The organism is Craterilacuibacter sp. RT1T (genome assembly GCF_023502145.1).
In the GTDB taxonomy this organism is placed as follows: domain Bacteria; phylum Pseudomonadota; class Gammaproteobacteria; order Burkholderiales; family Chromobacteriaceae; genus Craterilacuibacter.
The window spans coordinates 285,855-312,822 of sequence record NZ_JAMFLI010000002.1 but is presented as its reverse complement, the minus strand read 5'-3'; the positions used below and the strand labels follow the sequence as shown (position 1 = coordinate 312,822).

Here is a 26,968-nt window from a genome sequence, read left to right as displayed (position 1 = left end):
CTTGGCGTCAGCCTCCGAGCAGTCGGCCCAAATCATTGAAGAGGGCAAGAACCATAAGTGCCATGATAATGGCAAAACCGATGCGCTGGCCAAGCTGCTGAACCTGTTCGCTCAACGGCCGGCCCCTGATAATTTCTGCCACATAATACAGCAAGTGTCCCCCATCCAGCACCGGCACAGGCAACAGATTGAGTACGCCAAGACTAATACTGATGACAGCCATGAATGCAAGATAACTTTGCCAGCCCTGATTGGCACTCTTGCCGGCATAGTCGGCAATGGTAAACGGACCACTTACCGCATCCAGCGACACCTGGCCGAACAACATGCCCCCCATCATTCTTAGCGTGGTCACCGACATCGACCAGGTGCGGGCGAGTGCGGCATCCAGTGCTTCAAATGGCGTGTAATCGACGCGCAAGAGCAAAGCCTGATTCCAGACACGATCCACTTCGGGTGCTGCACCGATACGTCCACTCGCCTGCCCGTCCTGCATCACCGTATCCGGGCGCAAGATCAAATCCAGCGTTTTACCCGCACGCTCGACTTGAAGCTGCATCGACTTTCCAGGATGGTTTTTTACCACTGCCACCCAGTCCGCCCAGGTCTTCACCGGTACACCGTCCATGGCCAGCAAGGTATCCCCGACCTTGAGCCCGGCCTTAGCCCCTGCCCCCGAGGGTTCAAGCATGGCAATTTTCGGCAAATAACGCGCCGGCATCATGCCCAGCTTGCTCAGGCTTTTTTCATCTAACTGCGTAAGGCCAAAACGTGGCAAGTCGACCTGCAGTTCACGGCGCGTGCCGCCTTGCTCCACGCTTAGAACAAGCTGGCCATCATTGGCGATGCCTTGATTGACGGCATCGCTGATGGCCTCCCAGTTGGGCGTTGCCTGACCGTTGATCGCAACAAGACGGTCTCCTGTCTGTACCCCAGCGGCGGCGGCGGCACTTTGCTGTGCCACAGTACCCACCAGAGGCTGCACGGCGGTACCACCGGGCAGCAGCACCAACCAGAACAAGGCAATAGCCAACAAGAAGTTGGCTATTGGCCCCGCCGCGACAATGGCAATACGCTTGTAAACCGACTGGTTATTGAAGGCCAGGTGGCGGTCTTCCGCCCTGACCTCCCCTTCGCGTTCGTCCAGCATCTTGACGTAGCCGCCCAGAGGGATGGCCGCCAGCACCCATTCGGTATCGCCGCGCTGCCGTTTCAATAACGGCTTGCCAAAGCCGATGGAGAAACGCAATACGCGCACGCCGCACCAGCGCGCAACCTGATAATGACCATACTCGTGAAAGGTCACCAGCACGCCGATGGCCAACAAAAACGCGAGTACTGTCATCATCCGCCTATCCTCGCCGCAACAAAGCGCCGCGCCTCGGCGTCGCGCGCCATCAAATCATCGATCGAAGTGCTGGCCGACAAGTCCAGCGCCGCGAGCGCGGCCTCAACCTGACGCGCAATATCGGTAAAGCCGATTTTTCCGTCCAGAAAACCTGCTACGGCAACTTCATTCGCCGCATTTAACACGCAACAGGCATCCCCCCCCGCAGCCAAGGCCTGATAAGCCAGCGCAAGGCACGGAAAGCGCACCATATCCGGCGCTTCGAAAGTCAGGCTGCCCAGCTTGAGAAAATCCAGCCGCTCGACGCCGGCTTCGATGCGTTCCGGCCAGGACAAGGCATAGGCAATGGGAGTACGCATATCCGGCGCCCCCAGCTGGGCAATCACCGAGCCATCGCGGTAGCGCACCATGGAATGAATCACGCTTTGCGGATGCACCACCACCTCGATATCGGCCGCCGGCATATTGAATAGCCAGTGCGCCTCGATCAGCTCCAGCCCCTTATTCATCAGCGTGGCGGAATCGACCGAAATCTTGCGCCCCATGGACCAGTTGGGGTGAGCGCACGCTTGCTCCACGCTCACATGTTCAAGATCGGCTGCCGCCATACGGCGAAACGGCCCGCCTGAGGCGGTCAGCACCAGCTTCTCTACACCGCTGGCCGCCATGTCTCCGCTAAAGCCAGAGGGTAAGGACTGGAAAATCGCATTGTGTTCGCTGTCAACCGGCAGCAAGGTCGCGCCACTGGCGCGCACAGCCTGCATAAATAGCGCACCGGCTACGACTAGCGATTCTTTATTAGCCAGCATCACGCGTTTGCCGGCACGCGCCGCCGCCATGGCGGGGCGCAAACCGGCCGCACCAACGATTGCCGCCATCACCGCATCGGTTTGCGGCAAGGAGGCGACCGTTTCCAGTGCGCCCTCCCCCTGCAATACCTCGGTATGCACGCCGGCAGCCGACAGTCGCGGGCGCAGTACGCGGGCAGCTGCTTCATTGGCAACCACGGCAAACTCAGGCTTGAAGCGGCAGCACTGCTCGAATAACAGATCCAGCTGTGAATACGCGGTCAATGCCACCAGATGGAAACGCTCGGGATGCAGCGCCAGCACGTCCAGCGTGCTCTTGCCTATGCTGCCGGTGGAGCCCAGCAGCGTAACGCCTAAAGAAGAACGCGACATGTCATAGCCTCTAGATAAACGTGCGGGACAACGCCAGCAGCGCATTCGTGACCGCCAGCACCGCAATCAGGCTGTCGATGCGATCATAAACACCGCCATGCCCCGGCAATAGCGCACTACTATCCTTGACCCCTGCCGAACGCTTGAACCAGGACTCGAGCAAGTCCCCCTCGACGCTGACCATGGTCAGCGCCAGCGCCAACGGCACCAGAACCCATAACGGCAAGCTCACATTAACCCAGCCCAACTGCGTGACCAGCACGGCATAGGCCACCACCGCCAGCAAGGCGCCATAGACGCCGGCCCAGCTTTTACCCGGACTAATGGCTGGCGCCAGCTTTTTTTTGCCAAAGGCTCGGCCTGCAAAATAAGCCGCCACATCGGCGACCCAAACCAGGCCCATGACTGCAAGCAGCGCATAAGCATCCGCCGGTGTCGGCCTGAGTTCGATAAAAGCAAACCAGCAAGGAAACAGCATGCCCCAGCCCAGCGCCATGGCAGCGGGCTGATGGGTTAAATGCCAGCGCTTAGCCAGCCATAAAGGTGCCAGCACTAGCCAGAAAGCCAGCACGCCAAGTTGCGCGACCGGTGGCAGCGTCCAGCCCTGCTGCCAGGCAAGGGCGGCAAGAGCACTGGACGCGGCAAGATAGCCCCACTGCGTGAGGCCGGTCAGACCCGCCATGCGGGAGAACTCCCACAGCGCCACGCCGACAATCAACCAGGAAAAAGCGGCCCAGAGCGGTGCCGGAAAAACAAACAATGCCGCCAGCATTAGCGGCAGCAAGACTAGGGCAGTCAGGATACGGGTCTTGAGCATAGGTCAGCCTCGTTGTTGATCGGGCGGCAATTGTTCGCTGGTACGCCCGTAGCGGCGTTCGCGTTGCCGGTACGAGGCAATGGCGGCTTCAAGTGCCTGCCGGTCAAAGTCCGGCCACAGCAGGTCGGTGAAATACAACTCGCTGTAAGCCAGCTGCCACAACAGGAAATTGCTGATGCGCTGCTCACCACCGGTGCGGATAAACAAATCAGGCTCGGGCGCATCGCCAAAAGACAGCTTGTCGTACAACGCCTCTTCGCTGATATGGCTCGCACCCTCGGCAATTAACTGGTTGACCGCATTCAGAATGTCCCAGCGTCCGCCGTAATCGGCGGCAATGGCCAGCGTTAAGCCGGTGTTTGCCGCGGTCAGTGCCTCGGCCGCCACAATGCGCGCCAGCAACTCGGGGGCAAAACGCTCGCGCGAACCGATCACCTTGAGACGGATATTGCGCTCATGCAAACGCTTGGCTTCGCGTTCGAGCGCAGTGATAAACAGCCCCATCAAAAAGGACACTTCCTCGGGCGGCCGGCGCCAGTTCTCGGTCGAGAAGGCAAACAGGGTCAGATACTCGACCCCCATTTCAGCACAAGCCTTGACCGTTTCCCGCACGGCATCCAGGCCGCGCTTATGACCGGCAATACGCGGCAACAGGCGCTTTTTGGCCCAGCGTCCGTTGCCGTCGAGGATAATCGCCACATGACGCGGCACCGGATGCGTATCCGGCACCGCTACAGTTGAACTACCAAGCAAATCAAGCCCCTTACACCGCCATCAGGTCGGTTTCTTTGGCGGCCAGCGCCTTGTCGACTTCGGCAATATACTTGTCGGTCAGCTTCTGGATATCGTCCTGGGTACGACGCTCGTCGTCTTCGGTAATATCCTTGTCTTTGAGCAGCGACTTCAGTTCGTTATTGGCATCGCGGCGGATATTGCGCACCGATACGCGCGCGCCTTCAGCCTCGCTGCGCACCACCTTGATCAGATCGCGGCGGCGCTCTTCGGTCAGCATCGGCATCGGTACGCGAATGAGATCACCCATCGCTGCCGGGTTCAGGCCGAGGTCGCAATCGCGGATGGCCTTTTCGATCTTGGCCAGCATCGGTTTTTCCCAAGGCTGAACACCGATCGTACGTGCATCGATCAGGTTGACGCTGGCAACCTGAGCAACCGGCACCGGGCTGCCATAGTAATCAACCATTACGTGATCAAGAATGCCGGTATGTGCACGACCGGTACGCACCTTGTTCAGATCGTTCTTGAAGACTTCCAGCGACTTCTGCATTTTCAGCTCGGCCGTTTTCTTGACGTCGTTGATCATGTTTACTCCACAGTGTATTTCTGAAAAACAAGGCGGAAAGCGGCGCACTCGCCGTTTCCGCCTGTCGTGTTCTAATGCTTAGCAGTGTACCAGCGTGCCTTCGTCTTCGCCAAGCACGACGCGGCGCAGCGCGCCATTGCGGAAAATGCTGAATACCTTGATATTCAGGTTCTGGTCGCGGCACAGTGCAAAAGCGGTTGCATCCATCACTTTGAGATTGCGCGAGATGGCTTCATCAAAGGTCAGTGTCTGGTAGCGGACCGCTTCCGGATTCTTTTTCGGATCGTCGGTGTACACGCCATCGACATTGGTGGCCTTGAGCATGATGTCCACATTCATTTCCATACCGCGCAAAGCCGCTGCGGTATCGGTGGTAAAGAACGGGTTGCCGGTACCGGCACCAAAGATCACGACCTTGCCTTCTTCCAGATACTGCATCGCCTTGCCACGCACATAAGGCTCGGCCACCTGCTGCATGGTCAGCGCCGACTGTACGCGCGCGACGATGCCGATACGTTCCATCGCGTCTTTCAGTGCCAGGGCGTTCATCACCGTGGCCATCATGCCCATGTAGTCGGCAGTGGCACGATCCATACCGGATGCAGCCTGGGATACGCCACGGAAAATATTGCCGCCACCGACCACGACACCGACCTGGACGCCCATATCAACCACTTCCTTGACCTGGGATACGATCTGTTCGATGGTGGCACGGTTGATCCCGTAGCTATCCCCTCCCATCAGGGCCTCACCGGACAATTTCAACAGGATGCGTTTATAGGCAGGGGCTTGGCTCATGGTGTCCTCGGACTCGTGATTTTGATAGTGTACATTTGCAAAACGGCACCCCGAAACGAGGTGCCGTCCTTCGTAGCCGGATTAAGGCTTAAACCTTAGCGGCAGCAGCCACTTCAGCAGCGTAATCAACTACTTTTTTCTCAATGCCTTCGCCCACAACGAACATAGCGAATGCATTAACGGTTGCGCCCTGCTCGGACAGCAACTTCTCTACGGTGATGTCAGGGTTCTTGACGAACTGCTGACCCACCAGGGTGACTTCAGCCAGGTACTTGCGTACACGGCCTTCAACCATCTTGGCGGCGATATCGGCCGGCTTGCCTTCGGCAATAGCCTGCTCGGTAAAGATGCGGCGCTCGGTTTCCAGCGTTTCGGCAGGAACCTGTTCCTTGGATACGCAGATAGGCTTGGATGCAGCAATGTGCATGGCCACGTCGCGACCCAGTGCTTCTTCGCCATTGATGTCAACGATCACACCAATCTTGGCACCGTGCAGGTAAGTAGCGATCTTGCCGGTCGTGTCGTAGCGGGCAAAACGACGGATCGTCATGTTTTCGCCCAGCTTGGCAATCGCAGCCTTGCGGATGTCTTCTACGCTCTGACCGTTAACGATAACGGCAGACAGCGCTTCAACATCGGCAGGATTGGCTTTGGCAACGGCTTCGGCTGCAGCCTGGGTAAAGGCGAGGAAAGTCGCATCCTTGGCTACGAAGTCGGTTTCGCAGTTGACTTCAACCATGGCGCCCACACCACCTTCAACGAAGGTGGAAATAACGCCTTCGGCTGCGGTACGGCCGGCCAGCTTGGAAGCCTTGTTGCCGGACTTGATACGCAGGATTTCTTCAGCCTTGGCCATGTCGCCTTCGGCTTCGACCAGTGCTTTTTTGCACTCCATCATGCCCATCGAGGTTGCAGCGCGCAACTCGGCGACCATTTTCGCGGTGATTTCCGCCATTTTCAAACTCCTAGATTATGTGAAACAGGTAACCAGACCGGAAAAAAGGGGCTTGCGCCCCCTTGGTTTTCCCTGCTTACTCGGCAGCAGCCGGTTGGGCAGCTACGATTTCCTGCATCGCTTGTGCGCGACCTTCGAGTACCGCATCAGCGATACCACGAGCGTACAGGCGAATCGCACGACTGGAGTCGTCGTTACCCGGGATCACGAAATCGATACCCTCTGGGTTGTTATTGGTATCAACCACGCCAATAACTGGGATACCCAGTTTCTGGGCTTCAACGATGGTGCCCTTCTGGTAGCCGGTATCGATAACGAAGATGGCGTCTGGCAGACCCTTCATATCCTTGATACCGCCCAGCGAACGCTCGAGTTTTTCAACTTCGCGCTGCATGTCCAGCAGTTCTTTCTTGTTGAAACCGCTTTCGTCCGCGTTAGCCAGCGCAGCAGACTTTTCTTCCAGACGCTTGATCGACTGCTTAACCGTCTTGTAGTTGGTCAGCATGCCGCCGAGCCAGCGGTGATCAACGAAAGGAACGCCTGCACGGCTAGCTTCTTCACGTACGATTTCACGCGCCTGACGCTTGGTGCCGACAAACATCACGGTACCCTTGTTCGCAGCCAAGCGGCGAACATAGTCCTGAGCACTGATAAACAGTGGCAGGGTCTTTTCCAGGTTGATGATGTGGATCTTGTTGCGGCTGCCGAAGATGTACTGAGCCATCTTTGGGTTCCAGAAGCGGGTTTGGTGACCGAAGTGAACGCCGGCCTCCAGCATTTGACGCATGGTAACGGTAGTGCTCATTAAATAAACTCCTAAGGGTTATGGGCTCCGTTCGCGCAAAAATCCTTGCGGACACCCTTTGGCGCGAACGTGCGTAGTTCCCCTAAATTCCGGGGACGCGGGATTCTATCACTGCCAAGGCGTAATCCTCAAGCTTTGCCATCATCTTGCTCAGATGCCGCCGCCTCGCGCCGTGCACGCAAACGGTGTATTTTCATCCACACCCATAACACCACAGGCAGCACGCCAAGCAGAAAAAAGGTCAATACGCCGGCAACTACGCTCTCTTGCGCCAGCGAAAACATCAGAATCACATACACCCAGCCCACCACCAGCAAATACATAGCTCAAGACCTTTGAATTGATTTCTGCACGCAGCGTGAAGCCTGACGGACACGCGTGAACGACACAGCAAAAACGCCGCGCCCCACTACGGGAAGCGCGGCGCTTTAACAGACAGGCAAGCTTACTTGGCGTACACCGGGAAACGATGGCACAAAGCGGTCGCTTCAGCCGCGACACGCGCAAGCACCGCTGCGTCTTCCGGCGCATCCAGTACATCGGCGATCAAGTTGGCCACTATCACCGCTTCGGCTTCTTTAAAGCCGCGGGTCGTGATCGCCGGACTGCCGATACGGATGCCGGAGGTAATGAACGGGCTTTCCGGATCATTCGGAATCGAGTTCTTGTTCACCGTGATGTGTGCCTTACCCAAAGCCGCATCAGCCGCCTTGCCGGTCAAGCCCTTGGCGCGCAGGTCTACCAGGAATACATGGCTTTCGGTACGGCCGGACACGATACGCAGACCGCGCTCGGTCAGCGTGCGCGCCATTGCGTCGGCGTTTTTCAGCACTTGCTCCTGATACGCCTTGAATTCGGGCTTGAGTGCTTCTTTGAAGGCGATCGCCTTACCGGCGATAACATGCATCAGCGGGCCGCCCTGCAAGGTCGGGAATACCGAAGAGTTCAGGCTCTTCTCGTACTCGGCTTTGGCCAGGATGATGCCGCCGCGCGGGCCGCGCAGTGTCTTGTGCGTGGTCGAGGTCACGAAGTCAGCATGTGGCACCGGGTTAGGGTAAACACCCGCGGCAATCAGACCGGCGTAATGCGCCATATCCACCATAAAGTAAGCACCGCACTTCTTGGCAATCTGGCCCATGCGTTCGAAATCGAAACGCAAGGCAAAGGCCGAAGCACCGCCAATAATCAGCTTGGGGCGGGTTTCCATGGCCACGCGCTCCATATCGTCGTAATCGATCTCTTCATTTTCATTAAGACCGTAAGCGACAATATTAAACATCTTGCCCGACAGGTTGGCTGGACTGCCATGCGTCAGGTGGCCACCATGACCGAGATTCATCCCCATCACGGTGTCGCCCGGCTTGAGGATGGAGAAATACACCGCCTGGTTAGCCTGGGAACCAGAGTGCGGCTGCACGTTGGCATACTCGGCACCGAACAGTTGCTTAACGCGATCGATCGCCAGCTGCTCGACAACATCCACATGTTCGCAACCGCCATAGAAGCGCTTACCCGGATAGCCTTCGGCATACTTATTAGTCAGCTGGGAGCCTTGCGCCTCCATCACAGCCGGACTGGTGTAGTTCTCCGAGGCAATCAGCTCGATATGGTCTTCCTGGCGCTGGCACTCTGCCTCAATGGCGGCGGAAAGTTCGGGGTCAAACTGGGCAATCGACTGGTCAGTAGCAAACATCTTCAACTCTTCCAAATCAAGGGTTCAGTAACGAGGCGTGATTTTACATCATTTGCCGCATACACACGGCGGCTTTCCCCGCTCATGCAGGTAAATCAGTGCGCAAACGCCGGTCCAGTATTGCCGGCATGCAGAAATAGACGCTCACCTTGCTCTGTTTCGGCCATCAAGCCCGTGACGATGCGCACATCCTCGACCTGACACTCGGCCATCAATTCGCGCACCATGGCTTCAATTGCCGGCACCGAATCCAGTGGCGACAGCGTCCAGACAAAACCCTCATCCGCACCCTCGCCACTAGCCGCCGACAAGGTGAAACGCAACTCACCACCACTATGGGCAGCCAATACCGCAACCGGCACCAGCGATTTATCACGCAGACGGCGAATTTGGCTACTGGCAAAAGCCTGCAGCGCAACCTCATGCCGCGCCTTGCCACCTTCCACCATGGCCTGCATCAACATTTGCGGGGGGCGGGCAATCGGAAACAGATTAAGCCCTGCCGTTTTCAGCTGCTCACCCAAAAACTTCATCAATGGCAAGCCCCACGTACCAACGGTGCCGCCGAGTTTAAGCGCAGACGGACGCCCCTCTTCCTGCACGGCAACCCCCAGGAGGTAACGCAGGAAAACACCATCCTTGTGCACGCTTACCGCACGGCCAGCCAGATTAGCCGGCAAGGCATCCATCATGCTTGCCGCTTCATGCGTCGCACGATAGATCTGGCCAGCCGAAATATCAGACACCGTATCCGGATGCAACAAAGCCCCCCCCAGCCACACTTCAGCGCCAGGAGAAAATACCGCATACTGGCGCAGCAAGGCGTTAAGTCCCGCCACATCGCTAATTTCAGCCGGCAGACAAACTTCACCGTCGGCGGCCGCTACCAGCACCAGTGGCATGGCAAACAGCAACACGTGCCGGCCTTCGGCCTGCTCGGCCGCAGCACGCAAGGCCTGCCATAGTTCGCGATAGGCAAGCGTAGAGGGGGCCATCGCCAGCGCAACCGACAGGGTCAACATATCGTCGCGCTTGAGCACATCACCCAACGCCAGGCGCAATCCCTCGCGCCACGATTCGGCATCGGCATCTGTTTTGGCATCAAGCGCAGCAACGGCGTGGTGTATCAGGCGGTTAGAAGCGAGTAAAGCGGGGTATTGACGCGGATCAGGAAGCTGACTAGGCATGGTGTCATCAAACGGCAATGTAAAACGGGTATTGTGGCATATAACGTATATTCAGTATCTAGCAAGATGGATACTTTCGTTTAACGACATCCAATGTCATAAATTGCGACGTTTTCTTACATTTTGATGATTTAAGAACATGGATTGATTGACAGTACACCACTAAAAACCGATAATTCGATCTTGTTGAGATGCAGTGATGCTTCTTGATAGTTTCTCCTCTATTTCTCCTTTGTAGACTTGGCGCGGGCCCACAAATCCCGCGCATTTTTTTGCCTGTCGTTTACAAGCAATCGCAACACACTGATTTTTAATCATTAATTAATACCGCCGCTTCAGCCACACCCCTTATCTGCGCACGACAGCAACTCAAACAAGTCCCGTCGCGACACACAACATCCGCCCCAAGACCTAAAAGCGGCAAAAAACAACAATTTCGAACATTCAGCCTCACATATCCAGCTGACGCACCAGTGCCGCCAGCGCACCGCTACGCTCAAACACCTGCAACGACCGATTCAGCTGCGCCTGCAAATCCTCCGCCCCCATAGGCAACACAATTGCATACTCATCCAGTCCGAACGCAGAATCAAAGCTAAGCTTATCTGCGGCTTCAACATGCAACACCCGCAACACATGCTCATCGCCAAATAAAGCATCGACTTCGCCTGCCCGATAGGCCGCCTGCATCAGCGCAGCATCCGGGTAAGCCTTGATTTGCTGGGGCTCAACACCAAGTCGCGCCAAGTGATCATCGGCACGACTGTACTCCAGCACACCGATACGCCTGATTTGCTGCACCGGCAGCGCTGCCAGCGCCTGTGCGCGCAGCAAACCCTGCCGCTCGCGATAATAAGGCGTGGTAAACAAGAAATTACGCATGCGTGCCGGCGTAACCGCAACGGCCGAAATCACTACATCCAAGCGTCTTTGCGCTAGCGACTGCAACAGGCGCCGCCATGGCAGATTCACAAACACCAGCTCCCGCCCCATATGCGAAGCAAGCAAACGCATCAAGTCGACATCAAAACCGACAGGCTCACCGCGCGCGTCCAGCGACTCGAACGGCGCGTAAGCGGCGTTGATACCGACACGCAAGGGCTGTGCACTCCCCCTGCCAAACAAGCTACCCAGCGGTGATTGCCCCTCATTGCAAGCAGTCAACGCCCCCGCCAGCGCACTCGCCAAAAAAGCCCGCCGCCCCATGCTTTGCCCCGTATAACCCACAACCGACCCTTAGTATTTATCCAATAAAAACGGGTCGCCATAGCGACCCGCTCACAACAACAGGCCAAAACCCCTCAGCGCCGCTCCAGCTGCGAAACATCACGCACCGCGCCGGTGTCGGCACTAGTCGTCATCGCGGCATAAGCACGCAATGCCGGGCTGACTACACGGTTACGATCCAGCGGCTTCCACGCCGCCACACCACGCGCCTCCATCGCACGGCGGCGCTGTGCCATTTCTTCATCCGTCACTTGCAGGACAATGCTGCGCGCCGGAATATCGATCAAGATCGTGTCGCCCTCCTCTACCAGACCGATAGCCCCCCCTTCGGCCGCCTCGGGTGACACATGACCGATAGACAGACCCGAGGTTCCGCCAGAGAAACGACCATCGGTCAGCAATGCACACGCTTTACCCAGCCCTTTGGACTTAAGGTAAGAGGTCGGATACAGCATTTCCTGCATACCCGGCCCACCCTTGGGGCCCTCATAGCGAATCACCACCACATCACCCTCAACGATACGGTCCGCCAGAATCGCCGCCACGGCATCATCCTGACTCTCGAACAGGCGCGCACGGCCGGTGAACTTGAGAATGGAGTCATCCACCCCCGCCGTTTTCACGATGCAACCACGCTCGGCAATATTGCCATACAACACCGCCAAGCCCCCATCCTGCGAATAAGCATGGGCCTTATCGCGGATACACCCCTGCGCGCGGTCCAGATCCAGCTCGGGGTAACGCATGCTTTGCGAAAACGCGATGGTGGTCGGCACGCCGCCGGGCGCCGCACGATAGAATCGGTGCGTCTCGCTGTCCGGGTTATTGACGCAAATATCCCATACCGCCAGCGCGTCGCCCATGCTAGGGCTGTGCACGGTCGGCAGGTCGCGATGCAGGATGCCGGCTCGATCCAGCTCGGCCAGAATGGCCATCACCCCGCCAGCGCGGTGCACGTCTTCCATATGATATTTCTGCGTTGCCGGTGCCACTTTGGCCAAACACGGCACCGAACGCGAAATGCGGTCGATATCGGCCATCTTGAAATCGACTTCGGCTTCACTGGCGGCCGCCAGCAAATGCAATACGGTATTGGTCGAGCCGCCCATGGCCACATCCAGCGCCATGGCATTCTCGAATGCCCGCTTGGAACCGATGCTGCGCGGCAAAACCGAGACATCATCACCTTCATAATAACGGCGCGCCAGATCGACAATGGTGCGTCCCGCCTTGAGGAATAGCTCTTTGCGATCTGCATGCGTAGCCAGCATCGAGCCGTTGCCCGGCAAGGACAGGCCCAGCGCCTCGGTCAGGCAGTTCATCGAATTGGCAGTAAACATGCCCGAGCACGAACCACAGGTCGGACAGGCCGAGCGCTCGACCTTGGCCACATCCTCGTCCGAGATACGGCTGTCGGCCGCCTCGACCATGGCATCGACCAGATCCAGTTTGCGGATATCATTACCCCACTGCACCTTACCCGCTTCCATCGGCCCGCCGGACACGAACACCACCGGAATATTCAGCCGCATGGCCGCCATCAGCATACCGGGCGTGATCTTGTCGCAATTAGAGATACACACCAGCGCATCGGCGCAGTGTGCATTCACCATATATTCGACCGAGTCGGCAATCAGCTCGCGCGAAGGCAGGCTATACAGCATGCCGCTATGTCCCATGGCAATACCGTCATCCACGGCAATGGTGTTGAATTCTTTAGCCACGCCGCCGGCGCGTTCTATTTCGCGCGCCACCAGTTGGCCCATATTGTGCAGATGCACATGACCCGGCACAAATTGGGTGAACGAGTTGGCAATGGCGATGATAGGTTTTTCAAAATCATCATCCTTCATCCCGGTGGCGCGCCACAAGGCGCGGGCGCCGGCCATATTGCGGCCAGCCGTGGTAGTGCGTGAACGATATTGCGGCATGCTTTTTCCTTGAGGTTCGATCTGAGTCCGGCATTCCTCCGGCCGGCATTGTGCACCGGCACCACCTTGCGTTGAGGCATCGTGCCCACTCCGGGGTAGGAAGCGAGGCACGGGGGAACACTTTTACGTATAATTTCGTCACACTCCTTTTACCCCATTCGCACACCACCTGACAAATGCTCATTCATCCGCAATTCGACCCGGTGGCTATCCACCTGGGACCACTCGCCATCCATTGGTACGGTTTAATGTACTTAGTGGGTTTCATGTGTTTTATCTGGCTGGGCAATGTCCGCATTAAGGCCGGCCATAGCTTCATGACCCCAAAACTGCTGGATGACCTACTAATGTACGGCGTACTGGGTGTCGTCGTCGGCGGACGCCTGGGTGAAGTGCTGTTCTATCAGCCAGGCTACTACCTTGCTCATCCGGCTGAAATCCTGATGGTATGGAAAGGCGGCATGTCGTTTCATGGCGGCTTTCTCGGCGTACTGTTTGCCATGTGGCTGTTCGCCCGCCGCCATGGCCAGACTTTCTGGCAGATCACCGATTTTATCGCACCCCTGGTGCCCTTGGGCCTTGCCGCCGGACGCGTAGGCAATTTTATCAATGGCGAACTCTGGGGACGCGTGACCCGCGCCGATGCACCATGGGCCATGGTATTTCCGCAGGCGCGAATTGAAGACATGAACTGGGTTCAGCAATACCCGGAGCTACTGCAGACCTACCTGACGCAAGGCGGCCTGCCGCGCCATATGTCGCAGCTTTACCAGTTTGCGCTGGAAGGCATCGCACTGTTTGTCATTCTCTGGCTCTATAGTGCCAAACCGCGCGCCACGGGTCGCGTCTCGGCAGTCTTCCTGATGGGCTACGGTGTATTCCGCTTCTGCGCCGAGTTTTTCCGCACCCCGGACGCCGGCATTTTCGGCCAGTCCTACGCCATCAGCATGGGGCAGTGGCTAAGCCTGCCGATGATAGCAACCGGCATTTTGGTATATGCCTGGGCAGGAAAAAGCAAAGCGCGCCAATAGACTTGCTGGCGTACCGAATGCATTAAAAAAACCCACCCCGTTGCGGATACTCACGGGGTGGGCTCTTCAAAACAGTCAGCAATTTAACCATGCTGATGCGCAAATTCACCCATAAAACCAACCAGCGCCTTCACACCCTCGATAGGCATGGCGTTATAGATGGAGGCGCGCATCCCGCCGACCACGCGGTGACCCTTGAGCTGCACCAGCCCCCGCTTTTTGGCTTCGGCGACAAACGCCTCGTCTAGCGCCTCATCTTTCAGGCGGAACACCACATTCATCTGCGAGCGGTCAGCCTCGGCCACATGGGTCGAATAAAAACCATTGCTGGACGCGATGGCATGATACAAAAGCCCGGCCTTCTCGCTATTGCGCGCCGCCATACCCTTGACCCCGCCCTGCTCTTTCAGCCACTTGAATACCAGACCGGCGATATAGATAGGATAAGTTGGCGGCGTGTTGTACATCGAGTCGGCGTTGGCATGCACCTGATAATCCAGCATGGTCGGTGTACCCGGCAACGCGTGTCCCAGCAGGTCTTCGCGTACAATCACCACCACCAGACCGGATGGGCCGATGTTCTTTTGCGCACCGGCATAGATCAGGCCAAATTTGGCCACATCAATCTCGTGCGACAGGAAGTCACTGGACATATCACACACCAGCGGCACCTTGCCGGCATCCGGCACAAAGGGGAACTGCACGCCCCCTATCGTCTCGTTCGAGGTGTAGTGCAGATAAGCCGCCTCGGGGTCGCACTGCCAGACGCTTTGATCCGGCACATAGCTAAAACCCCGATCTTCGGCGCTGGCGACCACATTCACCTTGGCAAAACGCGAGGCCTCCTTGATCGCCAGCTTGGACCAATGCCCGGTATTCACATAATCGGCCGAGGCTTTGCCCGCCAGCAGATTCATCGGCACCATGGCAAACTGTTGCGAGGCGCCCCCTTGCAAAAACAGCACCTTATAACCTGCCGGCACCGCCATCAACTGCCTGAGATCCTGCTCGGCATCATGAATGATCTCCATGAATTCGCGTCCGCGATGGCTCATTTCCATCACCGACATACCTGAACCATGCCAGTCCAGCATATCGGCCTGTGCCTCGGCCAGGACGGCATGCGGCAGCACCGCAGGACCTGCAGAAAAGTTGAACAGCTTCGTCATGGACCGCTTCCTTTGTCTTATCGGTTTCAGCCTGTCGTCAGCAAAAAGTGCGCGCGCGCGACGGCAACAGGTTTGGCCCGGTCTTCCTGCCAGGCTTCTATCAATACATGGGCAACCCGCTTGCCCTGCTTGGTTATTTCACAACGGGCATACAAGGTCTGCGCCCTTGCCGAGCGCAGGTAATCGAGCGAGAAATCAACGATCTTCGGCGCTTCCAGCGAATCACGATTCCAGATCAGATGGATCAGTGCCGCATTTTCCAGAAAACCGCCGATCAGGCCGCCATGCAGTGCCGGCAACATGGTGTTGCCAATATTGCGCGTGTGAAACGGCAAGGAAAACAGCAATTCACCCTCGGGCTGTTCGCAAAACTCGACGCCCATCAGGCGGGCATAGGGAATGGCTTCGATAATGGCGGCACAATCACCCGCTTCCCGCAGACTGGCGAAGCGTTGCATAAAGGCGCTCATGCCTTACCCCCTTCCACCATGGGCACCCGGCTGGAATCTCGCATAAACGTAGCCACACCGTGGGCGATGGGGGCGTCCACACTATCCTGATAACAAATGGCACGGGTAAAGGCGACCTGGCCTGCCAGACGATAGCATTCGGCAGTACAGAAGATGGGTTTGCCGGGTTTGGCGGCAGTCAGATAATCGATACGCAAGTCTAGCGTAGCGATCGTTTCGAAATCGGGCAGATTGGCGGTAACGGCAATGGCACTGGTCGTATCCACCAGCGAGGTAATCACCCCGCCGTGGATCACGCCGCTGGCCGGATTGCCGACCAGATCTTCGCGCCATTCTATTTTGAGTGTGGGTTTGCGCCCTTCGACGCCGACCCACTGCATGCCCAGCGTCTGGCAATGCGGTAAGGATACGAAGAGTTGCCCCATCGTCTCCATAACCTTAGGATTGATGGGGCGGGTACTCATTCGCTAACGCCTTCGTCTGGCGTTTCTGGTGCGGCAACACTATCGGTGGTGCCGGCAGCGTCCAGTCCCTCTTCCAGTTCGGCATCCGCTTCGACTTCAGCCTCGGCCACTTTTTCCAGACCGATCAGCTTCTCGCCTTCATCCAGATTGATCAGGCGTACACCCTGCGCTGCACGACCGGTTTCGCGTACTTGCGATACCTTGGTACGGATCAGGACGCCGCCGGTGGTGATCAGCATCACGTCATCTGATTCTTCAACCAGTGTCGCCGCCACCAGCTTGCCGTTACGCTCGCCGGTATCGATGGCGATCACGCCCTGCGTGCCGCGGCTGGTCAGGCGGTAATCACCAACTGGCGTACGCTTGCCGTAGCCATTTTCAGTGGCAGTCAGCACCTGCTGTTCTTCGGCCGTGGTCACCAGTAGCGAAATCACCTGCTGGCCGTCCTGCAAGGCCATGCCGCGTACGCCGGTCGCATTACGCCCCATGGCGCGCACGGCATTTTCGTTGAAGCGTACCGACTTGCCGGCATCGGAGAACAACATCACCTCGTCGTCGCCGCCGGTCAGCGCCACACCGATCAGCTTGTCGCCTTCGTCCAGATTCACCGCGATAATGCCGGAAGTCCGCGGACGGGAGAAATCGGTCAGCGGCGTCTTCTTCACGGTACCGTTGCCGGTCGCCATAAAGACATACTGGTCTTCGCGGAACTCTTTCACCGGCAACACCGCATTGATGCGCTCGCCCTCGGCCAGCGCCAAGACATTCACCATGGGCTTGCCGCGACTGGTACGCCCGCCCTGCGGCACGTTATAGACCTTGATCCAGTAACAGCGCCCCAGACTCGAGTAGCACAGCAGGAAGTCGTGGGTATTGGCAACAAACAGGGTTTCGACAAAGTCGGCATCCTTGGTCGCTGCCGCCAGCTTGCCACGGCCACCGCGACGCTGGCTCTGGTAGTCGCCTACCGGCTGCGCCTTGATATAACCGGTGTGCGAAATCGTGACCACCATATCCTGCGGCGTAATCAGGTCTTCGATATTGATGTCGGCACCGAAAGGCTCGATCTCGGAGCGGCGCGCATCCCCAAACTGGGTTTTGATCGCGTTCATCTCGTCGGCAATAATCTGGTTCACCCGCTCCGGATGCGCCAGAATATCGATCAAATCCAGAATCACATCCATGATTTCGCGATATTCGCCAACGATCTTGTCCTGCTCAAGCCCGGTCAGACGTTGCAAACGCAGCTCCAGAATGGCCTGCGCCTGAATGTCGGACAGATGGTAACCATCGTCCTTCAAGCCGTATTCCGGCGACAAGGTTTCCGGACGCGCCATCGTCTGATCGACACGCGACAGCATGTCCTCAACCAGCGACGAGCGCCATGGGCGTGCCATCAGGCCGGCTTTCGCCAGCGGCGGCGCCTCGGAAGCCTTGATCAGCGCGATGATTTCATCGACGTTAGACAGGGCAACGGCCAAACCTTCGAGAATATGGCCACGGTCACGCGCTTTTTTCAGCTCGAAAATGGTACGGCGAGTGATGACTTCACGGCGGTGACGCAGGAACTCGTCCAGCATCTGCTTAAGGTTCAACAGGCGCGGCTGGCCATCGACCAGTGCCACCATATTCATACCGAAGCTATCTTGCAGCTGGGTCAGCTTATACAGCTGGTTAAGCACCACCTCGGGCATTTCGCCGCGCTTAAGCTCGATCACCATGCGCATGCCGGATTTGTCCGACTCGTCACGCAGGTCAGAAATGCCCTCGATCAGCTTTTCACGCACCAGCTCGCTGATGCGCTCCAGCAGACGCGCTTTATTGACCTGGTACGGCAACTCGTCGACGATAATCGCCTGGCGGTCGCCCTTGCCGATGTCTTCAAAGTGCGCGCGGGCACGCATAATCACGCGACCACGCCCGGTACGGTAGCCCTCCTTGACGCCGGCTACGCCATAGATGATGCCCGCCGTCGGAAAGTCCGGCGCAGGAATGATATCGATCAGCTCGTCGATGGTGATCTCGGCATTGCCAAGCAAAGCCAGGCAGCCATCGATCACTTCATTCAGGTTATGCGGAGGGATATTGGTCGCCATACCCACCGCAATACCCGAACTGCCGTTAATCAGCAGGTTGGGAATCTTGGCCGGCATGACCAGCGGCTCGTGCTCCGAGCCGTCGTAGTTAGGACCGAAATCGACGGTTTCTTTTTCGAGATCGGACAAGAGTTCGTGCGCGATGCGCGCCATACGGATTTCGGTATATCGCATCGCGGCGGCGTTGTCGCCATCGACCGAACCGAAGTTGCCCTGACCATCAACCAGCGGATAACGCAGCGAAAAATCCTGCGCCATGCGGACGATGGTGTCGTATACAGCGATGTCGCCGTGCGGGTGATACTTACCGATCACATCGCCGACAATACGGGCGGATTTTTTGTAGGCACGATTCCAGTCATTGGAAAGTTCGTGCATGGCAAAAAGCACACGGCGGTGCACCGGCTTGAGGCCGTCACGGACATCCGGAAGGGCGCGTCCCACGATCACGCTCATGGCGTAATCGAGGTAGGAGCGACGCATTTCTTCTTCCAGGCTGACCGGGATCGTTTCCTTGGCGAAAAGCTGATCTGTCATGGGTTAGCGCACTGTCTTCTTTTGATGGCAATAGAGGGTCATTCTACCATGGCAACGCCCCCGGCGCATGCCGCAGCCAAGCAAAAGGCCGACGCAAGGCCGGCCCTAGTGCAACAATGACGCAGTTGGCTCAGCGGGAAGCAAGCTGGTAGTGTTTTTCCAAGCGGGACAGACCCCAAGCCATCAGCATGGTGAGCGCCAGATACATAAACGAGATGGTCAGATACGGCTCCCAATAGCGCGAGTACACGCCCGCCACCGTACGTGCAGCAAAAGCCAGCTCAGCCAAGCCGATGGCGGACACCAGCGACGAATCCTTAAGCAGCATGATTGCCTCGTTCCCCAAAGGCGGCAACATGCGACGAAACGCCTGCGGCACCACCACAAAGCGCATGGCCTGACCATAAGTCAGCCCCAGTGAACGTGCGGCCTCAACCTGCCCCTTGTCAATGGACTGGATACCAGCACGGAAAATCTCGGTAATGTATGCACCCGCATTCAGCGTTAGCGCCAACAATCCGGAAATGAAAGCACCGTAGTTCTGACGAATTTCGCGCGCCAAATCGCCATCAATCAGCAGACCATCAACCGGATGAATCAAAGCCGGCATCAAGGCAAAGTGTGCCAGCAAGATCTGGACAAACAAGGGCGTACCACGGAAAAATGTCACATAGGCCGTGGCTGGCCACTTGACGAAGTACTCAAGAAAAAACCGGGCAAAGCCATGCGGCGCCGAAGCCAGACGCGCCATCCCCATAAACAAGCCAATCAGGCTACCAAACACCACCGCAATCAAGGTGATAACCAGAGTCATTACAGCGCCGTCGATAAACAGCGGTGCATACTCAACAATCATTCCCCAACGCATTTCCATACTCTTCTCCGAGAGTGCACAGGCCGGCACAAACACCATGCCGGCCCTTACATCTAATTACTTGGCACCAAAGTACTTGGCGTGAATCTTGTCATATGTCCCGTCAGACTTGATAGCCTGAATACCTGCATTCAGCTTATCCAACAAGGCCTGATTACCCTTCTTCACCGCCATACCGTAAAACTCCGGCTGGAAGCTTTGGGTATCCTCAACCATACGCAGATTGCTAGCCGGATTATTGGACACATAGTTCTGCACTACGCCATTGTCTCCAACCACCGCCTGCACACCACCGTTCTCAAGCTCCTTCAGTGCCAAAGGCGTACTCTCGAAGCGCTTGATATCAACACTCGTCTTGCCCAGCAGGTTCTGCACCACCTCATCGCCAGTTGTGCCGGTCTGCACGGCGACCTTCTTGCCCTTCAGATCCTGAAACGACTTGATCGACTCTCCACCCTTGCCGGTTGCAATCAACTGGCGCGCCTCAAAATAAGGCGAAGAGAAATCCATCGACTGCTTGCGCTCATCGGTAATCGTCACCGAGGACACAATAATGTCGCGATCCCCCTGCTCCAGCGTGGCAAAAATACCTTCCCATGGCGTATTGATGACCTTAACCTTGAAGCCGCCTTTTTCAGCAACGGCATTGAGGACATCCATATCAAAACCGACCACCTCGCCCTTATCGTTCTGGAACTCGAAGGGCGCATAGGCCGCATCAGACCCCACCACATAGGTTTTCACTTCTGCGCCCGCTTGTGGCGCGCCTGCACCATCTTGCGTTTGAGCATCTTGTTTCTGGCCACAACCGACCAGAAACAGCGACCCCATCAACAGGGTTGCCAGAACACTTCTTCTTGTTTGCTTCATCTTCTATGTCCCCTCAGGTTTGGTAACATAACAAGGCGCAACGGCCCTGCGTGTTACTATAACAACGTGTCCGTCACATCACAATGCATTGGCATAACATTCCAACCTTCACCCAAATACCATTACTTTCATGCGCTTCCGTACTTTTTTTGCTGCTCTGGTCTCGTTCGCCTTATTCAGTCCCTTTACCGCCCAGGCAGAAGACCTGCCTCTGCCGGGTGATACGCAAATCACACACAGCACAAAACGTGCCACAGCTGCGCAAACAAAGCCCAGCAAAATCCTGACCCGCAAGACGGTCAACAGGCATCAAGCCAGCAAAACCCAAAGCATCAGCACACGCAAAGCCAAAGCAAAAAAGCCTGCCCAGCAACGTACCGGCAAGCGTGTAAGCAGCAAAAAACAAGCTACGACAAGCAAAGCAAGCAGCAGGACTCAGCTTTCGTCACACAAAAAAGACACACTCAAAAAAAACCGGACCTCAAGCAAACGTAAGCTATCCGGCGCGACCAAAGGCAATAAAAAACAGCTAGCAAGCGCCAAGAAGCACAAACGAGCAAACACCAGAAAAAAATAAAACAATTACCGGGCTTGCCAAATAAAAAAAATCAGGGCATAATTCTTCACCTAAGCCGACTTAGCTCAGTTGGTAGAGCAACTGCCTTGTAATCAGTAGGTCACCAGTTCGATTCCGGTAGTCGGCACCACCGTATGTAAGTTGTTGAATAGTCATAATAGTTCAACAACCTTAAGGCTCTCATGCCCAGAGTGTTCCAAAGTGATCCAACCGAAAGGCGATCATGATGGAGTCCACGAAGGAGTCATGGGAGCTTTTTCATTTTCAGCTTCCGCCCTACCCTCCCTTCGCTTCAAGCCAGACGAGTTTGCACAACACCTCAGACTCAGAGGGGCTTCCTATTACTTCCGACAAGTATTCCCACAGCTAGGCGAAGTCACCCTAAGTCTCCGTACAGGCGACCGAAGGACAGCTAAGGGGCTTTCCAGTAGAATTAGCAAATCATTATCAAGACGATTTACAGCCGCAACAGTCATGCCCATTACCACCCAGCAGCGCCTTAAAGAAATCATGCAGGAACTCAGAGAGGATGCGAAGGACACGTTGCGCACCTTTATATCTGATGATGCGATAGACGATTTAGACAACCTCAGATGGGCTAACGAGTGCCTGCAAAGGAAGATAGAACGGGCTACAGGGGATCCTGAAGACTTCATCAAGATGCATGCCCAGCTTGAGATCAACAAAGCTACGCTAGCCAAGATGCAAGGCAATGCCATGCCCTTAGTTCATCTCGCTACGCATGGAGCCTCAGGGTCTATAGCTGCCCTTGCAGACGCCTTTAAAGAGCCACCACCAGCCATACCTCAAGCTACCCAGCAAGCCCCTACTGCAGCCCCAGAAGCGCCTAGTAGTAACGGTTATACCTTTACCCAGCTTGCAGAGCAGTACACACACGAACAAAAGATGAAGGGCAAATGGACTGACAAGACCGAACTTGAAACAGAAGCCCTGATTCGTGTCCTGATTGCGCTTGTACCGCCCCAGCCTGTCGATACCTTGACCCGTAAAGACTTTGTTCAGGTCTCAGAGTTGATAAGCAACTACCCCGCACAGGCCAGCAAACGATTCCCTGATACCAAAGACCTCAAAGAACTTGCCCTGATGGAGCACGCCCCTAGTGCCCTCATGAGCATAACCACCCAGAACAAGCATACTAACCGCCTGTCTTCCATCCTCAAATGGGCAGAGATCAACGGCCTTATCAAAAAGAACATTGCAGAAGGCTTAGGCAAGACCAGTACCGGGAAAGCCTCAGAGGAAAGGAATGCTTTCACCAACGATGAATTGCGCCTGATCTTCAAGTGTATTGCCGAAAAGCGCACACCAAAGCCAGTTAGCAGGGGTACGGCAACGGTGCATGACTTCCACTTCTGGATACCCCTACTGGGTTACTACACAGGAGCAAGGGTCAACGAAATAGCATCCCTACGCCCTCAGGACATTAAGAAACTGGATGATGTGTGGTGCATAGATATTTGCCAGCAGAACGATGACACCAAGAAGACGAAATCCAAGGCAGGCAACCGTGTCATTCCTATTCATCCAGAATTGCTACGCCTAGGATTCGTAGAGTTTGCCCTTGAAGTCGCCATGCAGGGTAGTCCTAGGCTATTCCTGGAACTAAAGATGACCCACAACGGCTACGGAGGGAATGTATCCAATTGGTTTAATGGGCATCCTGACAAATCCCACAGCCTCTATCTACGCGCAGGGGTACAGGGAGAAAACCTGTCTTTTCACTCGCTACGGCATTCATTCACGACCAACATGGAAAGAGCCAAGGTAGACCCGATCACCCTCAAGCGCCTTGTGGGGCATACGATGGATGATATGACTTATGGCCGCTACAGCAAGGGCATTGACCCCAAGATGGCACTTGAAGAACTCTCCAAGCTACCAAGCCTAAGTAGCGATCTATTGGAACCATTCGAGATATGGAGAGCTTCGCAAGGCCACGGCAGGTGAAGAGAATCATGCCAGTGCCGGAATAGCGGAAAAATTGGAGACCTGCTATTAGAGACTCTCCACGGGTGAAGAAGGTCATGCCCTTACCGGCGTACCTGAAGTAATTCAAACCTTCAATTTGAGGGTTTGATTTTGAGGCCACGCTCAGGAACCCCAGAGCCTTGACTACCTCAGCGGCCTTACGGGCACCTTCCTGAGCCGTGAGGGCACCAGTAGCGAGACCTTCTAGGGTGAAGTAGGCATCCCATGCCATATCACGCATTGCCCAAGCCTTATCAGTAGAGACCACGGTGGACAGGAGACCCACGCCTTCGCGGGTGAAGAAGGTCATACCCTTACCGGCGTACCTAAAGTAATCTAAACCGACAATTTGTCCCTTTAGTTTTGCGGATACATGCAGGAACCCCAGAGCCTTTGCTTCACGGGCATCTATCACATGTACATGCTTACCGTCTTGGAAGCGTGTACGGTTGCGGTAATACCCCTTTTGAACGCTATCAACATCACAGCCCAGAGCCTTTGCCACGGCCTTAGCGGTCAACACAGCTTGCCCCTTGTAGATCACTTGTGGGAGTTCCAAGCTGTTACCCATAGGAATCACAGGGGCATTAATCAGGGTCACGTTGGTGGTGTTGGTGGCTAGGGGGATGTATATATTTAATTTCCATTGCAAATCAATTACTTAGCAATAAAGTGCAGTCTCTATAGGGAACGCAGTGTAACGCCCGTGAGCTAGGAAGGTGATCCTATAAGGGTCTCCCTGAAGGCAATTAGGTAACACAGTAGGGAAAGGAGAACATCCCGATCCCTCACTTCCACCTAATTACCTTACAGGAGACACCAGCCATGGCCACAGCAGGACGTAAGCCCATTACCTTCAACAATTCCGCCGTGCATGAATATCTTTCTTCAGGCTTCCTGACTTACTCAGAGTTCAAGCAAGATGCCACTCCGGCTCTCGTTAGAGCCTTTGATGACATCCTCACAGGGGTGTCACGATTGGACTTTGGAGGGAATACCCGTCCTCTCAGTAAGCGTGCCCTATTCACCCTATTGGCGCACCTTCCGGTAATTACTACGGGAATCATCATGGAAGCCTATGGTTGCTCGGAACAGTACTCACGGAAGATTGCAGGGGCATTAAGGGTTGCCTCTAGGGCTATTGAGAAGTGCCTTCCAACAGGACACGCCTGCCCTTATTAAGCTCTTCCTATTTAGCTCACCTATATAATAAGAGACCTTAGAGGTAACTCAGAGTTAATCCATTCTGTCAAGAATATCTAGTGATTGTCTTATAAAGAATACCTGATTAGGGATTACTCAGAGAGGGTACTTCAAGGGTGAATAGTTAAAGTACCTGAACCCAGATACTTGAAGTAAGACTCTGAGTTAGAGACCAGTACAGCTATCGCTGATTTGTGATAGACCATAGATAATCATAAACCTGTGTCTTCCCCTAGTGGGGTCTCCATTCGGGTTCTCTCCACGGCCTCCAATAAAGCACCTCTATGGTGTTGACTGAGGCTTCCCATAGCTCCACCCATGAAAATATGGCAGAAAAATTCAAGCCCATACCTAATTAAAGAAGAAGGCCGAGTTTCCCCCCATACCCCACCAGTGGGGGCACCCCAGCAAAAAGACCACGCGTGAAGCCTTCTCGTTTCCAGTGAGTGCAGCCATGGGGGACATGTGGCGGTCTCCTCCTCTCTCGCTTAGTTTCCATGTGGTGTATGTGTGATGGTGCATGTAGGAGTGTCCTAAAGGTTATCCTTACGGACACCTCGATAAACATCATTCTAGCCATGCACTAAAGTACATTTGCAACTTATGTACATGTTCGTTATTGTGCAGAAATCTTATGCAACACCCTGAAGGCACTTCACATGACGACCATCGCATATCTTCGCGTTTCCACTGATGACCAGACCGTAGCTAACCAGCGTCTACAGATCGAGTCGAAGGGCTACAGGGTCGATAGGGAGTTCTCGGACGATGCCATCAGCGGGTCTACAAGCGCCCCTGTTCGCCCACAGTTCAAAGCTATGCTGGACTACCTCCGTGATGGAGATACGCTTGTAGTTGCAGCTATTGACCGTCTAGGACGCAACACGATTGATGTACTGCAAACCGTGGAGACCCTAAGGAACAAAGGTGTATCTGTGGTCAGCCTTCGGGAATCCTTCGACCTCACTAGTCCCACCGGCCAGATGATGCTGACTATGCTTGCGGGTCTTGCTCAGATGGAAAAGGCGATCATTACCGAGCGCAGGGAAGCCGGTATGGCACGCGCTAGGTCAGAAGGTAAGCACATGGGCAGGCCACGGGAAACACCAGTGAAGGCCATCCTTGAGGTACTGAAGGCCAATGAAGGCAACGTATCGGCCACGGCTAGGGACTTGGGGGTTTCTCGGGCAACTGTGATTCGCGCCAAAAGTGCAAGCGGTGTTCTGGCGCTTTGATAAAGCTCAAGACTCAGACGGGAAGGCCGTCGAATATCTGCGACTAAGCGCTCTAGGCTGGCAGCTTGGTGAAAAAACCGAGAGCATGATTTAGCGCGCAAAAGAAGCTGATGGACTGTAGAATGATAAACCATTTCCTACGCGCATCGAGGTGTTGGTTTGAAGAGGATATCCAACGTTCAACGAGAGAGACTGATCCGACTATCCCACAGTGCAGTGCGTCGCCTGCAGAAGCAAAACCTCAAAGTCAAAAGCAAAAGCAAAAGCCCAAAAAGTATTGTCATTGAGGCTCCTGAAGTGATGGATGTAACTGAAGGTAGCCATCGTGAAAAAACCATGCGCTTCCTCTTTTTGATAGACGACTACTTGTCAAAGGGTTCTGTCGTCCGCATTTGCTTCAAAAATACCAAGACCTTACATCCTTGTGGAACGCTTGTATTCGTGTCTAACATAGATGTATGGAAAGCGAAATACCCTAGCCGGTTGCGCTTGAAAGCCTTACCTTCTGACCCTGTTGTTGCACAACTTTTCAAGCACATCGGGATACTAGAACAACTCGGCTTAATGATTGAATTGGATACAAGCCATAGCATGGTAAAGGATTGGCACTATCATTCGGGCAACAGTATGGACGCTGCTGAATATCGCGACTTGGCAATTTCCGCACGTGACTATATTGACCACCCAGAGAAGTCTCTTTTCCCAGGCTGCCTTAATGAGGCCGTTTCAAATACAATAGATCATGCGTATGAAACTGAGCCATCATCCAATGAATTACCTCCAAAAGCAGTCAGGAAATGGTGGATGTTTTCTCAAGTACGAGATGGCCTAATGAGTGTTGTGATCTATGATCAAGGTGTTGGAATTCCTAGGTCGCTATTATCAAAACCCATGGTTCAGGATATTTTCAAACATCTAAATAAAAAAGATGCTCGCTTAATTGAGGCGGCCGTAAGCAGTCCACGCACAAGCACTCAACTACCGTACAGGGGAAAGGGCTTACCAGAAATGTTTTCATTTTCACAGCAACTTCACCAAGGCGGCTTATCAATTTTAAGCGCTAGAGGCGGATTCTTCTACGACTCTGAGCGCGAAAGATACAAACGGAAACACTACAATATCAAACTACCGGGAACACTAGTTGCGTGGGGCATACCGGCGTCCCAAACAACGTCTCATTGAGCATTATG

General features: G+C 55.3%; 24 protein-coding genes and 1 tRNA gene. 6 read left to right on the top strand and 19 right to left on the bottom strand.

Going from position 1 to position 26,968, the window contains the following annotated elements:
- Window positions 1-7: 7 nt before the first annotated feature.
- The 13 genes from rseP to ilvD all read right to left on the bottom strand — a co-directional run bounded on the left by rseP (window position 8) and on the right by ilvD (window position 13,263).
- Window positions 8-1,348 (bottom strand): RIP metalloprotease RseP, encoded by a 1,341-nt coding sequence (rseP, locus tag M3P88_RS05270; protein ID WP_249614996.1) that lies wholly within the window; start codon window positions 1,346-1,348, stop codon window positions 8-10.
- Window positions 1,345-2,529 (bottom strand): 1-deoxy-D-xylulose-5-phosphate reductoisomerase, encoded by a 1,185-nt coding sequence (ispC, locus tag M3P88_RS05265; protein WP_249614995.1) that lies wholly within the window; start codon window positions 2,527-2,529, stop codon window positions 1,345-1,347. Before ispC ends, rseP begins: the two co-directional genes overlap by 4 nt.
- Window positions 2,530-2,539: 10 nt before the next feature.
- A complete protein-coding gene (locus M3P88_RS05260) occupies window positions 2,540-3,346 on the bottom strand; it encodes a phosphatidate cytidylyltransferase (protein WP_249614994.1) in 807 nt (268 codons plus the stop codon).
- Between the two features lie 3 nt (window positions 3,347-3,349).
- The gene (gene uppS / locus M3P88_RS05255; RefSeq protein ID WP_249614993.1) at window positions 3,350-4,099 is read right to left on the bottom strand and encodes a polyprenyl diphosphate synthase; all 750 of its coding nucleotides are present in this window, start codon (window positions 4,097-4,099) and stop codon (window positions 3,350-3,352) included.
- Window positions 4,100-4,109: 10 nt separating this feature from the next.
- Window positions 4,110-4,667 (bottom strand): ribosome recycling factor, encoded by a 558-nt coding sequence (gene frr, locus M3P88_RS05250; RefSeq protein WP_124735849.1) that lies wholly within the window; start codon window positions 4,665-4,667, stop codon window positions 4,110-4,112.
- Window positions 4,668-4,745: 78 nt separating this feature from the next.
- Window positions 4,746-5,465, bottom strand: a complete 720-nt coding sequence (gene pyrH, locus M3P88_RS05245; RefSeq protein WP_124735848.1) for a UMP kinase — start codon at window positions 5,463-5,465, stop codon at window positions 4,746-4,748.
- Between the two features lie 88 nt (window positions 5,466-5,553).
- Window positions 5,554-6,420, bottom strand: a complete 867-nt coding sequence (gene tsf, locus M3P88_RS05240; protein ID WP_124735847.1) for a translation elongation factor Ts — start codon at window positions 6,418-6,420, stop codon at window positions 5,554-5,556.
- A 76-nt stretch (window positions 6,421-6,496) separates the two neighbouring features.
- Complete coding sequence (gene rpsB, locus M3P88_RS05235) at window positions 6,497-7,225, bottom strand: 30S ribosomal protein S2 (RefSeq protein WP_124735846.1); 729 nt, start codon at window positions 7,223-7,225, stop codon at window positions 6,497-6,499.
- A 128-nt stretch (window positions 7,226-7,353) separates the two neighbouring features.
- On the bottom strand, window positions 7,354-7,548 hold the full coding sequence (locus M3P88_RS05230; protein ID WP_249614992.1) for a hypothetical protein: 195 nt from the start codon (window positions 7,546-7,548) through the stop codon (window positions 7,354-7,356).
- A 122-nt stretch (window positions 7,549-7,670) separates the two neighbouring features.
- Window positions 7,671-8,918: a serine hydroxymethyltransferase gene (gene glyA / locus M3P88_RS05225; protein ID WP_124735844.1), complete on the bottom strand. Its 1,248-nt coding sequence runs from the start codon at window positions 8,916-8,918 to the stop codon at window positions 7,671-7,673.
- Between the two features lie 95 nt (window positions 8,919-9,013).
- Window positions 9,014-10,105 carry a hypothetical protein gene (locus tag M3P88_RS05220; RefSeq protein WP_249614991.1) on the bottom strand — a complete coding sequence of 364 codons (1,092 nt, stop codon included), beginning with the start codon at window positions 10,103-10,105 and terminating at the stop codon, window positions 9,014-9,016.
- Between the two features lie 450 nt (window positions 10,106-10,555).
- Window positions 10,556-11,269: a substrate-binding periplasmic protein gene (locus M3P88_RS05215; RefSeq protein ID WP_249614990.1), complete on the bottom strand. Its 714-nt coding sequence runs from the start codon at window positions 11,267-11,269 to the stop codon at window positions 10,556-10,558.
- 137 nt (window positions 11,270-11,406) lie between these two features.
- Complete coding sequence (gene ilvD, locus M3P88_RS05210) at window positions 11,407-13,263, bottom strand: dihydroxy-acid dehydratase (RefSeq protein ID WP_249614989.1); 1,857 nt, start codon at window positions 13,261-13,263, stop codon at window positions 11,407-11,409.
- 176 nt (window positions 13,264-13,439) lie between these two features.
- On the opposite strand from ilvD, the gene lgt reads away from it, so the two are divergent.
- Window positions 13,440-14,294, top strand: a complete 855-nt coding sequence (lgt, locus tag M3P88_RS05205; RefSeq protein ID WP_249614988.1) for a prolipoprotein diacylglyceryl transferase — start codon at window positions 13,440-13,442, stop codon at window positions 14,292-14,294.
- An 83-nt stretch (window positions 14,295-14,377) separates the two neighbouring features.
- Here the strand turns inward: lgt and serC are convergent, their stop codons facing one another.
- The 6 genes from serC to M3P88_RS05175 all read right to left on the bottom strand — a co-directional run bounded on the left by serC (window position 14,378) and on the right by M3P88_RS05175 (window position 20,774).
- Window positions 14,378-15,463, bottom strand: a complete 1,086-nt coding sequence (gene serC, locus M3P88_RS05200) for a 3-phosphoserine/phosphohydroxythreonine transaminase (protein WP_249614987.1) — start codon at window positions 15,461-15,463, stop codon at window positions 14,378-14,380.
- A gap of 26 nt (window positions 15,464-15,489) precedes the next feature.
- Entirely contained in the window at window positions 15,490-15,933 is a 444-nt protein-coding gene (locus M3P88_RS05195) for a PaaI family thioesterase (protein WP_249614986.1), read from the bottom strand.
- A complete protein-coding gene (locus tag M3P88_RS05190; RefSeq protein ID WP_249614985.1) occupies window positions 15,930-16,397 on the bottom strand; it encodes a PaaI family thioesterase in 468 nt (155 codons plus the stop codon). Before M3P88_RS05190 ends, M3P88_RS05195 begins: the two co-directional genes overlap by 4 nt.
- Window positions 16,394-19,030 carry a DNA gyrase subunit A gene (gyrA, locus tag M3P88_RS05185; RefSeq protein ID WP_249614984.1) on the bottom strand — a complete coding sequence of 879 codons (2,637 nt, stop codon included), beginning with the start codon at window positions 19,028-19,030 and terminating at the stop codon, window positions 16,394-16,396. Before gyrA ends, M3P88_RS05190 begins: the two co-directional genes overlap by 4 nt.
- Window positions 19,031-19,160: 130 nt before the next feature.
- Window positions 19,161-19,904: an amino acid ABC transporter permease gene (locus tag M3P88_RS05180; RefSeq protein WP_124735835.1), complete on the bottom strand. Its 744-nt coding sequence runs from the start codon at window positions 19,902-19,904 to the stop codon at window positions 19,161-19,163.
- 57 nt (window positions 19,905-19,961) lie between these two features.
- The gene (locus M3P88_RS05175) at window positions 19,962-20,774 is read right to left on the bottom strand and encodes a basic amino acid ABC transporter substrate-binding protein (RefSeq protein WP_249614983.1); all 813 of its coding nucleotides are present in this window, start codon (window positions 20,772-20,774) and stop codon (window positions 19,962-19,964) included.
- 130 nt (window positions 20,775-20,904) lie between these two features.
- Between M3P88_RS05175 and M3P88_RS05170 the strand changes: the two genes are divergently transcribed.
- From M3P88_RS05170 to M3P88_RS05150, 5 genes are all read left to right on the top strand, one after another.
- Window positions 20,905-21,351, top strand: a complete 447-nt coding sequence (locus tag M3P88_RS05170; protein ID WP_249614982.1) for a hypothetical protein — start codon at window positions 20,905-20,907, stop codon at window positions 21,349-21,351.
- A gap of 54 nt (window positions 21,352-21,405) precedes the next feature.
- Window positions 21,406-21,481: transfer RNA gene (locus M3P88_RS05165), tRNA-Thr, on the top strand.
- Window positions 21,482-21,825: 344 nt separating this feature from the next.
- Window positions 21,826-23,319 (top strand): site-specific integrase, encoded by a 1,494-nt coding sequence (locus tag M3P88_RS05160; protein ID WP_249614981.1) that lies wholly within the window; start codon window positions 21,826-21,828, stop codon window positions 23,317-23,319.
- A 1,883-nt stretch (window positions 23,320-25,202) separates the two neighbouring features.
- Entirely contained in the window at window positions 25,203-25,778 is a 576-nt protein-coding gene (locus M3P88_RS05155) for a recombinase family protein (RefSeq protein WP_249614980.1), read from the top strand.
- Window positions 25,779-25,994: 216 nt separating this feature from the next.
- Complete coding sequence (locus M3P88_RS05150) at window positions 25,995-26,960, top strand: hypothetical protein (RefSeq protein WP_249614979.1); 966 nt, start codon at window positions 25,995-25,997, stop codon at window positions 26,958-26,960.
- The last annotated feature ends 8 nt before the right edge of the window (window positions 26,961-26,968 follow it).

Excerpts from the sequence above, each read along its gene's own strand:
- ispC (WP_249614995.1), bottom strand. The coding sequence starts at position 2,529 with ATGTCGCGTTCTTCTTTAGGCGTTACGCTGCTGGGCTCCACCGGCAGC.
- lgt (WP_249614988.1), top strand. The coding sequence starts at position 13,440 with ATGCTCATTCATCCGCAATTCGACCCGGTGGCTATCCACCTGGGACCA.
- M3P88_RS05155 (WP_249614980.1), top strand. The coding sequence starts at position 25,203 with ATGACGACCATCGCATATCTTCGCGTTTCCACTGATGACCAGACCGTA.
- ilvD (WP_249614989.1), bottom strand. The coding sequence starts at position 13,263 with ATGCCGCAATATCGTTCACGCACTACCACGGCTGGCCGCAATATGGCC.
- gyrA (WP_249614984.1), bottom strand. The coding sequence starts at position 19,030 with ATGACAGATCAGCTTTTCGCCAAGGAAACGATCCCGGTCAGCCTGGAA.
- M3P88_RS05190 (WP_249614985.1), bottom strand. The coding sequence starts at position 16,397 with ATGAGTACCCGCCCCATCAATCCTAAGGTTATGGAGACGATGGGGCAA.
- M3P88_RS05220 (WP_249614991.1), bottom strand. The coding sequence starts at position 10,105 with ATGCCTAGTCAGCTTCCTGATCCGCGTCAATACCCCGCTTTACTCGCT.
- M3P88_RS05195 (WP_249614986.1), bottom strand. The coding sequence starts at position 15,933 with ATGAGCGCCTTTATGCAACGCTTCGCCAGTCTGCGGGAAGCGGGTGAT.
- pyrH (WP_124735848.1), bottom strand. The coding sequence starts at position 5,465 with ATGAGCCAAGCCCCTGCCTATAAACGCATCCTGTTGAAATTGTCCGGT.
- serC (WP_249614987.1), bottom strand. The coding sequence starts at position 15,463 with ATGACGAAGCTGTTCAACTTTTCTGCAGGTCCTGCGGTGCTGCCGCAT.
- rseP (WP_249614996.1), bottom strand. The coding sequence starts at position 1,348 with ATGATGACAGTACTCGCGTTTTTGTTGGCCATCGGCGTGCTGGTGACC.
- M3P88_RS05170 (WP_249614982.1), top strand. The coding sequence starts at position 20,905 with ATGCGCTTCCGTACTTTTTTTGCTGCTCTGGTCTCGTTCGCCTTATTC.
- M3P88_RS05175 (WP_249614983.1), bottom strand. The coding sequence starts at position 20,774 with ATGAAGCAAACAAGAAGAAGTGTTCTGGCAACCCTGTTGATGGGGTCG.
- M3P88_RS05180 (WP_124735835.1), bottom strand. The coding sequence starts at position 19,904 with ATGGAAATGCGTTGGGGAATGATTGTTGAGTATGCACCGCTGTTTATC.
- tsf (WP_124735847.1), bottom strand. The coding sequence starts at position 6,420 with ATGGCGGAAATCACCGCGAAAATGGTCGCCGAGTTGCGCGCTGCAACC.
- frr (WP_124735849.1), bottom strand. The coding sequence starts at position 4,667 with ATGATCAACGACGTCAAGAAAACGGCCGAGCTGAAAATGCAGAAGTCG.
- glyA (WP_124735844.1), bottom strand. The coding sequence starts at position 8,918 with ATGTTTGCTACTGACCAGTCGATTGCCCAGTTTGACCCCGAACTTTCC.
- M3P88_RS05260 (WP_249614994.1), bottom strand. The coding sequence starts at position 3,346 with ATGCTCAAGACCCGTATCCTGACTGCCCTAGTCTTGCTGCCGCTAATG.
- rpsB (WP_124735846.1), bottom strand. The coding sequence starts at position 7,225 with ATGAGCACTACCGTTACCATGCGTCAAATGCTGGAGGCCGGCGTTCAC.
- M3P88_RS05160 (WP_249614981.1), top strand. The coding sequence starts at position 21,826 with ATGCCCATTACCACCCAGCAGCGCCTTAAAGAAATCATGCAGGAACTC.
- M3P88_RS05230 (WP_249614992.1), bottom strand. The coding sequence starts at position 7,548 with ATGTATTTGCTGGTGGTGGGCTGGGTGTATGTGATTCTGATGTTTTCG.